Here is a 13,011-nt window from a genome sequence, read left to right on the forward strand (position 1 = left end):
GAAGTTTAAACCTCAGCCCTATAAATACCCTAACGAATTTACTTTCTACTCTACCTGTTCGGAGTATCAACTCTAACTGAAAAAACATTGTCTCTTCAACTGGCTTCCTAACAGATGGGTACATCTTAGCAAATAGAATTTTATTGTCAATAGGAATGATTATCATTTTTAAAATTAATTTCCTGAGACTTTTAATCCCTCCAGCAAAATCGATCCTGTCTGAATATTAGAGCGATATTCCACATCATCTGCCACTGCCACGATATGTGCTAACATCTCTTTTAGATCACCTGCGATAGTAATTTCAGCCACAGGATATTGAATTTCACCATTTTCAACCCAAAAACCTGCTGCACCACGAGAATAATCGCCCGTGACTAAATTCACCCCATGCCCCATTAAATCTGTCACTAACAAGCCTGTTCCCATCTGATGTAACAAGGCTTCTAGCCCACCGCTCATACTCGGTTTAACCAGCCAGTTATGAATGCCGCCTGCATGACCTGTACTCTGCATGCCTAATTTTTTGGCACTGTAACTGGTGAGTAAATAGGTTTGCAAAATCCCTTGTGAAATAATTTGACGATCTTGCGTACGAACCCCTTCACTATCAAAAGGGGAGGACGCTAATTGCCCGATTAAATGTGGTCGTTCGTCGATCTCAAACCAGTCTGGTAAGACCTGTTTACCTAAGTGATCCAATAAAAAACTGGCTTTACGATATAAACTGCCGCCGCTAATTGCCGCGGTTAAATGTCCAATTAAACCTGTTGCCACATCATTTAAAAACACCACAGGCACTTGCTGTGTTGCAATTTTTTGTGGCTGTAAACGAGAAAGGGTTTTCTTCGCACAATGCTCGCCCACCCACTGAGGATCTGCCAACGCATTGACATTGCGGGAAATGGTGTACTCATAATCACGTTCTAATTGATCGTTGTGCCCTGCAATGACCGAACAAGATAAAGAATAGCGACTGGATAAATAACTTTGTAACATGCCGTGGCTATTACCATAAACTCGCACGCCCGTGTGCGAATTAAAAGCAGCCCCTTCACTATTCACAATACGCTTGTCATAACGCAAGGCGGCTTGTTCTGCCGCTAAAGCTAATTCTACCGCACGATCCACATCCACTTCTGACCCATGGTACAAACCTAAATCGGGAGCATCAAATGCCATTAACTCCGCCTCGGCTAAGCCAGCACAATCATCTGGCGAGGTGTATTTCGCAATGGCTAACGCCGCCTCTACCGCATTTTTAATGGCTTCATGACTTAAATCCGATGTGGATGCATTGCCTTTCTGTTGCCCTAAATAAACGGAAATCCCTAATGCACCATCATTATTAAATTCAACATTTTCAATGTCTTGTAAACGGGTTGACACAGAAAGTCCATTCACTTTTGTGACTGCTACTTCTGCCGTTGCCCCCGCTTTTTTTGCCACTTCAATGGCATAATTTACCGCATCTCGTAAAATCTGTTCTTGTTGCTTTAAAAGTGCGGTACTTTTTTCTTGAGTTTTCATGTATCCCTTCCTTTCTGCCCATCATTCAGCAATTTTTGGGGCATTTTATCTTATTTTAGATTTTCATGCTAAAATGTTGCTTTATTTTTTGTGAGATGAAGGAAAGAACATGGCAAAGCGTGGCAAAAATAAAATTGATTGGGAAACGCCAGACTGGGACGATCAAGAAGAAATTATTTGGGTAAGTAAAAGCGAAATTAAACGTGATGCCGAAGCCCTCAAAAAACTCGGTGAAAAATTGGTGAATTTAACCAAAGTTAAACTGGAAAAAGTCCCTTTAGAAGACAAATTACTTGAAGCGATTGAATTAGCACAGCGTTTACAAAAAGAAGCCAAACGTCGTCAGCTACAATATATTGGTAAATTGTTACGCAGTATTGATCCCGAACCCATTCAAGAAGCCCTTGAAAAGCTTGAAAATAAACATAATCAACAACAAGCCATGTTACACAAACTTGAAATGTTAAGAGATCACCTGATTGAAACCCCTCATGCATTGACTCAATTTTTGAATGACTATCCGCAAGCGGACAGTCAACATTTACGTACGTTAATTCGAACTGCACAAAAAGAAAAAGAACAAAACAAACCGCCAAAAGCCTATCGAGAAATTTTCCAATACCTCAAAGAATTGGCGTTTGAAGAATAATCCCCAAGGCACGGCACCTCAAAATACCGTGCCTTTTTCATGGGGTTTGACAACCAGCAAGCTACAAAACTTTTCTAAAATCCCCCGCACTTTTTAAATCTTGAGACAGCAATCCACAATAGAATATAGAAATAGAAATAGAAACACACCAAACAAAAAAGGCGTAAATCCGAAGATCTACGCCTGATTTATCCCTTTTCGACTATTGCGGAGCTTTCATAAAACGAAAGAATTCGCTATCGGGTTTTAAAATCATCATATTTTCTGATGAATTGGCAAAGCTACTTTCGTAGGCTTTCAAGCTTCTTAAGAAGCTATAAAATTCAGGATCATGAGAAAATGCATCAGAAAACACTTTCGCTGCAATCGCATCGCCCGAACCTCGTAATTCTTGAGCTGAACGGTTGGCATTCGCCAAAATCAAGGTGACTTTGCGATCCACATCAGCTTGAATAAACGCCGCTTTTTCACGACCTTGGGAACGATGTTCACGGGCAACGGCATCACGTTCGGCACGCATACGTTGATAAATAGATGAAGACACTTCATCAGGTAAGTTAATTTGTTTTACTCGGACATCCACCACTTCGATCCCTAATTCAGCGGTACTGTCTGCCCCTGTATTTAATGCTTTACGTGCCCCTTCCATTAACTCTCCACGTGTTCCTGACACAATATCTTTAATGGTGCGAGAACCTGTTTCAGAACGTAAACGGTCATTCACTTTACGGCGTAGTAAGTTTGAAGCTTGTGCATAATCACCACCGCCTGTTGCGGTATAAAAACGACCAAAATCACTAATACGCCATTTCACATAGGAATCAACAAGCAAGTCTTTTTTCTCTACGGTAACAAAGCGATCTGCTTGACCATCAAGGGTGCGAATACGTGCATCTAAAATCTTAATGGAATCAATAAATGGGATTTTAAAATGTAAACCTGGATTATAAACCACCACTTTATTGTCTGCATCACGATGTACTTTGCTAAAACGCAACATGATGCCACGAGTCCCTTCAGAGACAATCACAATGCTAGAATACAAGAGTGCGGCAATAATAACGATGACAGGGGTTAAAAATTTACGCATTAATTAAATCTCCCTTGGCGAATATTTTCTTGTCTTGATTGTGAAACAGAAGGCGTAGGATTAACGGGTGCCGTTTCAATACGGGTTGTTGGTTTCGTTTCCTCGACAACCTTTGGTTGAGTGCCTTTTGTGGCTTTGCCTTTCAAAATTTGTTCTAAAGGTAATACCGTTAAATTATTGCCATTATTACCGTCTAACATCACTTTCGGCGTATTTGACATCACTTTTTCCATGGTTTGAATATACAAACGTTCACGCAATAATTGTGGTGCAAGTTTAAATTCAGGTAATAAACGTTGGAAACGTTCAACTTCCCCTTTTGCATCTAACACAACACGATCTTTATATGCTGTCGCTTCTTCTAAGATACGTTGTGCATCACCTCGTGCAATAGGCTCACGTTCACGTGCATAAGCTTCCGCTTCACGAATATAACGCTGTTCATCTTCTTGTGCTTTAATGGCATCATCAAAGGCGTCTTTCACTTCTTCTGGTGGACGTGCCGATTGGAAGTTTACATCGACCACTTCCAATCCCATATCATAGGATTCAATAATCGAATTTAAGGTTTTCCACGTATTTTCACGCACCACTGACCGTCCTGTGGTTAAAATATCATCCATGGACATATGACCAATGACATAACGCAATGCACTGTCTGTGGCTTGATTTAAACTATCGTCTGCATTGGTAACACTGAATAAATATTTCGCAGGATCATGCACACGGTATTGCACGGTCATTTCTACTTTGACCATGTTTTCATCTTGCGTTAACATCGACCCTTGTGTTTTTAATTCTTTCACTTGTTCCACGTTGACAGGAATCACACGGTCAATAAAGGTTGGTTTCCAGTTCAAACCTGGTTGCACAATGGTATTTAACTTACCAAAACGCATCACCACGCCACGTTCTGCTTCTTTAATGGTATAAAAACCCGTGATCCCCCACACCAATGCACCAATCACTGCCGCAATGGGTAATAATTTTCCTAACTTCATTGAACCGCCATGATTTGATTGAGGATTTCGTCCACCATTTCCGCCTAGCTTTTTCAATAGATTATTAAACATTTCTTCAATATCAGGTGGGGATTGCTCTTGATTATTTTGCTTTCCTCGAGAATGATCATTCCAATTGTTACCTTCATCGCTCTTATTGTTTGGTCGAGGATTTTCAGGTTGCTTTTGCCCGGGTTTGCCCCAAGGATCTTGATCTGAACCGTTCAATGACATTACGTTCTCCATTTGTCAAAAAATTGTTATCAGTTTAAACAAATTGCCACAGTCTAAACAAAATATGCAGTTAAGTCTAACGAAACTCGTGATTAAATGGGGATATTTTTATGCAATTTAAAGTGCGGCGAAAGAAAAAACCTTTTTAGCGATTAACCTGATAAATCAGATGTTGCTGTAAATGGGTGGGCAACAATTGATGACCACTCCAATGCCAGCAATTGACTTGCAATGCACCGACTTGATTAACAAAAAATGCCAAATAAAAAGGTAATTCTTCGGTAAACACAAGCTGTCCTTCAGGGCAATCATCGGATTCAATCTGTTGTAAAATCGGATCATGTTTTACCGTGGATAATTTGACGATCCCTTTTCCTTGAGATTTCAGCACAGCCTCTCGCAAACACCAGCTCAAATAAAAGGTAGAATCTTGCTTTTCCGCAGGCTGACGAGCAAACCAAGCCTGCTCCTGAACGGGGGTAAAATGGGCTAATAAGCCTGGATAATTTCTTTTTCTTTGTGGATATTCAATATCAATCCCCACCGAACTTTTGCTTGAATTCGCCACATGCAAAATCACCGCCACCCACTCACCAGAATGGCTAATATTAAAATCCACATCATCACAAGGTAGCTCTGGTCTGCCTGTTTCAGTGTAATCAATGCTTTTTAAAAGTGCGGTCGGTTTTTGAGACATTTTGAGCAGCTCCCACAGGAAAAAATGTGCCACCCAACGGCTACGGTGCCGACGTTGAACCCTTACGTTTTTGCTATCTATTGGTTGAAAAAGTTTATCAGTTAATAATTCCTGAGGAATCTCATGAAACGGGTAAGATTGTTCAATATTTCCCCAAGCAATATAGGTAGTCATCATCTCGTTATTATAAATTGATATCATGTAAAATCGTTAATGGTTGCCTATTCTAACATTAATCCCGTTTTGTGCTGCCATAATTTACAAATCACACCCGAGAATGATTTAATAAATCCCTCTTTTACCCATGCAACATCTAACAAAAACCTTTCACCTTTATGCAAAGCGTAGAAATTGATAAAAAGATGAATTTTCCATCTATTTATTAACAAGTTAGCAACAATTATCTCACGCCAAAAAGGCAAAAAGATATCGTGCTGCTTGCGTATTTCCATCCAAACTGGTTAAAAACACCGCCTTTTCCCTGTTATAGAAACGTTTTAGATGGCGTTGATGTAAAAGCAGGAAAGCTTGAGCAACCTGTTATCTCAAGGTTATTTAGGTAGGCGTTATTTCGTTATCGACTTATCCGATCACGCTTCTTACTGATGATTTAGAACGCGTTAGACAATTTAAAAGCCGAGTAAACTCGGCTTTTTATCAATTCTTCATTTAAGTGGGTGATGTTTTATTTTGACATCACTTTGAAAAAACGGAGTAAGAAAATCAGTACGCTTGCACCAAGTACACCAAATAATAAGCCTGTAAAGCTGAAGCTACCCGCAGTGTGTGCCGCACCGATATTTAACACGTCCCCAAATATCCAGCGACCAAGTGATGAACCAATAATACCGATGATGATATTCATTAGCAGACCCATATCACTTTTCATGACTTTTTCTGCAATCCAACCGATTAAAGCACCTACGATAATAGCTGAAATCCAACCCATATTTTTCTCCTCTATGAGTGTGTTTATTTAAAAATAATCAATTTAAAAAAATTGTTTTTGTATAAGCCATGTAAGCTGCAATGTTCAGTCTTCAATACATTTTTTATACAAAAATAACCATAACAGATTTTAACAAAAATTCAACACAATCGGTGTTAAAACAACCAAAAGCACATCAATTGACTTAATTTTAATCAAATAATTGCTATTTTATAGACGCTTTTTTATGTTATCGTCTCAATATAGGATGCCATTCTGATGAAAAAACCTCGTTCAATGGTCAGTTAATCGGGCAATAGCAAGCGGGGAAAATCACACATCATTTTTTAAATGATTAAAATTATTTCGCAAAAATACCTAGCTTTCTCGAAATAAAGGGCTAAAATTTATAAGTTATTTTTTTATATTACTTTGGGAGTAAGCAATATGCAAAAAATCGTGATTGTTGGTGGTGGTGCAGCCGGTTTAGCCTTAGCGACCCAGCTTGGCAATAAACTCGGCAAGAAAGGAAAAGCACATGTGGTATTAATTGATAAAAATGTCAGCCATTTATGGAAACCTTTACTACATGAAGTAGCAACAGGATCACTTGATGATGGTACAGATGCATTAAGCTACCGTGCACATGCAAAAAATCATTATTTTGATTTTCAGCAAGGTGAGTTGAGTCGTGTGAATCCAGAAGAGAAAACGGTAGTACTTGCCCCTATCTATAATGATAAAGGCGTGTTGTTAGTGGCAGAACGCACCATTCCTTATGACAAATTGGTCATTGCGATTGGTAGCCGCTCAAATGATTTTAATACCCCAGGTGTCGCAGAACATTGCATTTTCTTAGACAGTTCTGAACAAGCCAAAATTTTCCATCAACGTATGATGGAACTCTTCTTGAAATTTTCAAATAACAATGAAAAAGAAGTCCAAATTGCCGTGGTGGGCGGAGGGGCGACAGGTATTGAGCTTTCTGCCGAACTTTATAATGCCGTGAAACATTTGCATTCTTATGGCTTCGGTAAATTAAACAATACCAGTCTAAAAGTCACCTTATTAGAAGCAGGTGAACGTTTATTACCCGCTTTACCAGAGCGAATTTCCTTATCCGCCATTAAAGAATTGCGGGCACTCGGCGTGAAAGTGATGACAAATACTGCCGTGGTAGAAGCCACGGCTGATGGTTTGATCACCAATAAAGGGGAAAAAATTGAGGCGGATTTAATGGTTTGGGCAGCAGGTGTTAAAGCCCCTGAAATTACCAAACAATTTGGCTTTGAAACCAACCGAATCAACCAAATTGCCATTAAAGATACCTTACAAACATTAACCGATGATTCCGTTTATGTGATTGGCGACTGTGCATTTTTAATGCAACCAAATGGTAAACCTGTTCCACCAAGAGCACAATCGGCTCATCAAATGGCCACTGTTTGTTTAAAAAATATTATTGCCCAACTTGAAGGAAAACCGCTGAAATCTTTCGTCTTCGATGATAAAGGATCATTAGTATCATTTTCTCGCTTTGGTACCGTAGGCAGTTTGATGGGGAACTTAACCAAAGGATCGATGTTTGTGGAAGGCAAAATTGCCCGTGTCATGTATTTGTCCCTTTATCGCATGCACCAAGTGGCATTACATGGCTGTATTAAAACAGGATTGATCATGTTAGTTGGACGGATTAACCGTTTTTTAAGACCAACCATGAAACTGCACTAATCACAAAAGCATAGACATTCAAAAGGACAAAATAAAAAGTGCGGTAGAAATTACCGCATTTTTTATGTATGAACAGCCGATCTTAATATGTTGAAAAAAAGACCGCACTTTTCTTAAAGCAAAAAGTGCGGTGAGTTTTAAACCTATTTTGAACAATTATTTATTCAATTTTGCTTTGTAGGTTGGGTTCATCAGATTTTCCACTGAAAGAATATCGTCTAACTCTGCTTCGGTCAGTAAGCCTTTTTCAAGCACCACTTCTTTGACGCTTCGTCCTGTTTTGGCACAAATTTTACCCACTAAATCACCATTGTGATGACCAATAAATGGATTTAAATACGTCACAATACCGATAGAATTGAATACATAGTTTTCACACACCTCTTTGTTCACCGTAATGCCATCAATACATTTATCACGTAAATTAACGCAGGCATTCGACAAAATGGAGATCGATTCAAACATTGCTTGACTAATCACAGGCTCCATCACATTAAGCTGTAACTGCCCAGCTTCTGCCGCAAAGGTGATCGCCGTATCATTACCAATGACTTTAAAACATACTTGGTTGACGACCTCTGGCACAACAGGATTGACTTTGGCTGGCATAATGGAAGATCCTGCTTGTAATTCTGGTAAATTAATTTCATTTAAGCCCGCACGAGGACCAGAAGAAAGCAAACGTAAGTCATTACATACTTTAGATAATTTCACAGCGGTCCGTTTTAATGCACCATGCACCATCACATAAGCCCCACAATCAGACGTCGCTTCAATGAGGTTTTCCGCCAACACACAAGGGAAGCCTGTCACTTCCGACAAATATTTCACCGCTAAAGGGGCATAACCTTTTGGTGTGTTTAACCCGGTTCCGATGGCGGTCGCCCCTAAATTCACTTCTAACAGCAATTCTGCCGTGCGAGTTAAATTACGCACCTCTTCATCTAACAAAATAGAAAATGCCTGAAATTCTTGTCCTACTGTCATTGGCACCGCATCTTGCAATTGCGTTCTACCCATTTTCAGAATATGCGAAAACTCTTTGGCTTTATTCTCAAAACCTTGTTGTAAATAAAGCACTTTTGCCACTAATTTCATGATGCAACTATAAACGGCAATGCGAAAACCTGTTGGATAGGCATCGTTCGTGGATTGGCTTGCATTCACATGATCCATCGGATCTAAATATTGATATTCCCCTTTTTTATGACCTAAAAACTCCAAGGCTAAGTTTGCCACCACTTCATTGGTATTCATGTTAACCGAGGTGCCCGCACCGCCTTGAAACACATCCGATGGGAATTGATCTAAACATTTTCCTGTTGTAAGAATGTTGTCGCAGGCAGCAACAATGGCTTTGGCAATTTTATTCGGAATCGCCCCTAACTCTCCATTTGCTAACGCCGTGGCTTTTTTTACCATCACCATAGCCCGAACAAATTCAGGAATATCTGAAATCACCGTATTGGAAATTTTGAAATTTTCGACCGCTCTTAAAGTATGAATGCCCCAATAAGCTTCTGCTGGGATTTCACGTTCACCAAGTAAATCGACTTCTGTTCTTGTTGCTGTCATTTATTTTCCTCCATTTCAGCGATGAACAAGTTATTGACTATTATAGGGAAAGGAATTGGCTAAGAATTTGATCATCATCACATTTTCCCTTTTCCTCCCTACGACATATTTTTATCTTTCGGATTACTTTTTCTAATCCAAAAGAGGTAGAAAACACAATGCGTTAGCCACTTAAAGGCGTGGCATCACCACATTTTCAGGTAAATAAGTTGATCTTGTTAACAGTTTGTTAAAGTTGGTGTTTAAATAACCAGCATAACATGATAGATTTTGGCTTGGGTAAAAATCATTCATAATAAAAAGAAGGATTCCATATGACAACAACACAAAAAAAGCAAGGCAGTAAATTTCTGCACACGGTGGAATGGCTAGGCAATATGTTACCCCACCCCGTAACACTTTTTATGATTTTCATTGTATTACTCTTAATTTTCTCTGCATTAGGGGAATATGCAGGGCTCTCCGTTCCCGATCCTCGTCCTGAAGGGGCAAAAGGGCGTGCGGCAGACGGTATGATTTATGTGGTGAGTTTGCTCAATGCCGAGGGGTTGAGCAAAATTTTAACGCAACTCGTGAAAAACTTTACCAACTTTGCCCCGTTAGGCACCGTATTAGTGGCATTATTAGGGGTCGGAATTGCTGAAAAATCGGGGCTTTTATCTGCGGTGATGCGTTTGTTAGTCACCAAATCACCTCGCAAATTAACCACTTTTACCATTGTTTTGGCTGGGATCTTGTCAAATACCGCCTCGGAATTAGGCTATGTGGTGTTAATTCCACTGGCTGCCATTATTTTCCACTCTTTAGGTCGCCACCCGTTGGCAGGTCTTGCAGCGGCTTTTGCGGGGGTATCTGGTGGCTATTCTGCGAATTTATTACTCGGGACGATTGACCCCTTATTGGCGGGCATTACGCAACAAGCAGCACAAATTATTGATCCAACCTATACCGTTGGACCAGAAGCAAACTGGTTTTTTATGGCAGCCAGTACTTTTGTGATTGCCTTTATCGGTTATTTCATTACTGAAAAAATTGTTGAACCGCAATTAGGGCCTTATAACAGCCAGTTATCGCAAGAAGAAATGGATCTTCAACATTCAAATGAGGTTACGCCATTAGAGCGTAAAGGGCTCAAATATGCTGGGTTGGTATTTTTTATTTTATGTGCGTTATTAGCCTGGACTGTCGTGCCTGAAAATGGCATTTTGCGAGATCCTAAAACAGGCTTAATCACGGGTTCACCTTTCTTAAAATCCATTGTGGCGTTCATCTTTATTCTCTTTGCCGTCCCGGGAACGGTATATGGTGTCGTTACCAAGAGCATTCGCTCTGAAAAAGATGTGGTGAATGCAATGGCACAGGCAATGAGCACCTTAGGGTTATACCTTGTCATCATCTTCTTTGCTTCACAATTTGTGGCGTTCTTCAACTGGACAAATATCGGTCAATACATTGCGGTAAAAGGGGCAAATTTCCTGAAGGAAGCAGGCTTACACGGTGGGATTCTCTTTATGGGATTTATTTTAATTTGTGCCTTTATTAACTTGATGATTGGCTCCGCCTCCGCACAATGGGCTGTTACCGCCCCTATTTTTGTGCCAATGCTAATGCTGACAGGCTATTCACCAGAAGTGATTCAAGCGGCATATCGAATTGGTGATTCCGTCACCAATATTATTACGCCCATGATGAGTTATTTCGGTTTAATTATGGCAACGGTCTTGAAATATAAAAAAGAGGCAGGGGTCGGCACGCTCGTTTCCATGATGCTGCCTTATTCCATCGCCTTCTTGGTGGCGTGGTCTGCCATGTTCTTTATTTGGGTTTTTGTGTTTGGGTTACCCGTAGGACCAAACGCCCCGATGTTCTACCCAGCACAATAATGGCAAAGACCTCAATCAGCGAGGCAATTCACCTCTAGGCGACAGTCTAGAGGTTGACCATTACCCCTACGATTTCCCTCTTTGCCTTTTTTCCTCTCAAAAGCCTATCAATAGGCTAAAGTGCGGTGTGTTTTGAAAAAGTTTTGAGTACCGCTCAGAACAAGTCAGCTTCAAACCGAAAAAAAAGGCAAACTGCCGTTAGAGTACGTCAGTTTGCCTTGCCTAAATCCTAGGCAGGAACAAGATTAGGTTGTTTTTAGCGATAACTTATCTAACAATTTTTGATGAATACCGCCAAAGCTTCCGTTTGACATCACTAAAATATGATCTGTTGGTTTTGCTTCCGCCACAATCAAATCCACCAATTTATCCAAATTCATCGTCCAAATGGCAGGTTGAACGCAACGGCTGACGATATCCACGACTTCCCAACCAATATTTTCTGGTTGGAAAATAAAAACATGATCGGCACGACCTAATGCTGGGGCGATTTCATCTTTATGCACCCCCATTTTCATCGTATTAGAACGAGGTTCTAGCACGGCTAAAATCCGCACGCCTCCCCCAACTTTATCTCGTAAGGCGGTTAAGGTCGCTAAAATCTCAGCAGGGTGATGGGCGAAATCATCATACACCGTAATGCCATTCACCTCACCTTTCACTTCTAAGCGACGTTTCGGACTCACAAAGCTGGATAACGCCTCACAGGCAGCTTGAATCGGCACCCCTACATGATAGGCTGCCGCAATTGCCATTAATGCATTGTGCATATTATGCTGCCCGACCACATTCCAAGACACCTCGGCGACCTTTTCACCATGATGAAAGACCGCAAATAAGGTGCTGTCATTGCGTAAGCGTTCAGCATACCATGCTTGACCTTGTCCGAGAAATTGTTTTTCTGACCAACAGCCCATATCCAGTGTGGCTTTGACACTTGGCTCATTTGCCACAGAAAGCACTCGCCCACTTGCAGGCATTGTACGAATCATATGATGAAATTGACGCTGAATAGCTTTCAAATCATCAAAAATATCTGCATGATCAAATCCAAGATTATTAATAATGAGCGTTTTGGGATTGTAATGCACAAATTTCGACCGTTTATCGAAAAATGCCGTGTCATATTCATCGGCTTCAATCACAAAATAATCACTTTCCCCTAAACGGGCGGATGTGCCAAAATTTCCTGAAATCCCCCCAATTAAAAATCCTGGTTTTAACCCGCACTTATCAAGAATCCAGCTTAACATACCTGTGGTGGTGGTTTTACCATGTGTACCAGAAACCGCCAATACCCAACGATCACGTAATAAATGATCATGTAACCACTGCGGACCAGAAGTATAAGGTAGACGATGTTCCAACACATACTCAACGCAAGGATTACCTCGTTTCATAGCATTGCCCACAATCACCATATCTGGTGCAGGTGTGAGTTGTGACACCTCAAAATGAGGAATAATTTCAATATCATTTTCAGCTAAGAAGGTACTCATCGGTGGGTAAATATTGGTATCCGCCCCCGTCACTTTATAGCCAAGCTGTTTTGCAATCATTGCAACGCCGCCCATAAACGTGCCACAAATTCCTAAAATGTGGATATGTTTTGTTGTCATTTTTTCATCTCTGTTGAACAATTTTCATAAAAAATGTGCCGAAGATCACATTGTTAACATTCGACTTTTTTATG

Annotated in this window: 10 protein-coding genes; 3 read left to right on the plus strand and 7 right to left on the minus strand. The window is 40.4% G+C overall.

The features are described from left to right. Positions 1 to 174: 174 nt before the first annotated feature. Entirely contained in the window at positions 175 to 1,530 is a 1,356-nt protein-coding gene (gene pmbA / locus ACPEEM_RS07075; RefSeq protein ID WP_424401512.1) for a metalloprotease PmbA, read from the minus strand. A gap of 109 nt (positions 1,531 to 1,639) precedes the next feature. On the opposite strand from pmbA, the gene yjgA reads away from it, so the two are divergent. Beyond that, positions 1,640 to 2,179 (plus strand): ribosome biogenesis factor YjgA, encoded by a 540-nt coding sequence (gene yjgA, locus ACPEEM_RS07080; protein WP_424404689.1) that lies wholly within the window; start codon positions 1,640 to 1,642, stop codon positions 2,177 to 2,179. Between the two features lie 202 nt (positions 2,180 to 2,381). On the opposite strand, the gene hflC is transcribed toward yjgA, so the two are convergent. The 4 genes from hflC to ACPEEM_RS07100 all read right to left on the minus strand — a co-directional run bounded on the left by hflC (position 2,382) and on the right by ACPEEM_RS07100 (position 6,150). Continuing rightward, the gene (hflC, locus tag ACPEEM_RS07085) at positions 2,382 to 3,269 is read right to left on the minus strand and encodes a protease modulator HflC (RefSeq protein WP_424401514.1); all 888 of its coding nucleotides are present in this window, start codon (positions 3,267 to 3,269) and stop codon (positions 2,382 to 2,384) included. Beyond that, entirely contained in the window at positions 3,269 to 4,504 is a 1,236-nt protein-coding gene (hflK, locus tag ACPEEM_RS07090) for an FtsH protease activity modulator HflK (protein ID WP_424406447.1), read from the minus strand. The genes hflC and hflK overlap by 1 nt, the downstream gene beginning before the upstream one ends. Positions 4,505 to 4,649: 145 nt before the next feature. Continuing rightward, positions 4,650 to 5,375, minus strand: coding sequence for a 4'-phosphopantetheinyl transferase family protein (locus tag ACPEEM_RS07095; RefSeq protein ID WP_424404057.1), 726 nt, complete (start codon positions 5,373 to 5,375; stop codon positions 4,650 to 4,652). Positions 5,376 to 5,886: 511 nt separating this feature from the next. Then, complete coding sequence (locus tag ACPEEM_RS07100) at positions 5,887 to 6,150, minus strand: GlsB/YeaQ/YmgE family stress response membrane protein (RefSeq protein WP_424401516.1); 264 nt, start codon at positions 6,148 to 6,150, stop codon at positions 5,887 to 5,889. A 426-nt stretch (positions 6,151 to 6,576) separates the two neighbouring features. Between ACPEEM_RS07100 and ACPEEM_RS07105 the strand changes: the two genes are divergently transcribed. Then, complete coding sequence (locus ACPEEM_RS07105) at positions 6,577 to 7,860, plus strand: NAD(P)/FAD-dependent oxidoreductase (protein WP_424401517.1); 1,284 nt, start codon at positions 6,577 to 6,579, stop codon at positions 7,858 to 7,860. Between the two features lie 156 nt (positions 7,861 to 8,016). Here ACPEEM_RS07105 and aspA read toward each other — a convergent pair whose 3' ends face one another. Then, the gene (gene aspA, locus ACPEEM_RS07110) at positions 8,017 to 9,435 is read right to left on the minus strand and encodes an aspartate ammonia-lyase (RefSeq protein WP_424401518.1); all 1,419 of its coding nucleotides are present in this window, start codon (positions 9,433 to 9,435) and stop codon (positions 8,017 to 8,019) included. Between the two features lie 314 nt (positions 9,436 to 9,749). Here aspA and ACPEEM_RS07115 point away from each other — a divergent pair, with 314 nt between their 5' ends. Continuing rightward, on the plus strand, positions 9,750 to 11,318 hold the full coding sequence (locus ACPEEM_RS07115) for an AbgT family transporter (protein ID WP_424406449.1): 1,569 nt from the start codon (positions 9,750 to 9,752) through the stop codon (positions 11,316 to 11,318). Positions 11,319 to 11,563: 245 nt separating this feature from the next. On the opposite strand, the gene mpl is transcribed toward ACPEEM_RS07115, so the two are convergent. Further along, positions 11,564 to 12,937, minus strand: coding sequence for a UDP-N-acetylmuramate:L-alanyl-gamma-D-glutamyl-meso-diaminopimelate ligase (gene mpl / locus ACPEEM_RS07120; RefSeq protein WP_424406451.1), 1,374 nt, complete (start codon positions 12,935 to 12,937; stop codon positions 11,564 to 11,566). Between the last annotated feature and the right edge of the window lie 74 nt (positions 12,938 to 13,011).

It is taken from the genome of Pasteurella pantherarum (assembly GCF_049670885.1).
Taxonomy (GTDB): domain Bacteria; phylum Pseudomonadota; class Gammaproteobacteria; order Enterobacterales; family Pasteurellaceae; genus Pasteurella.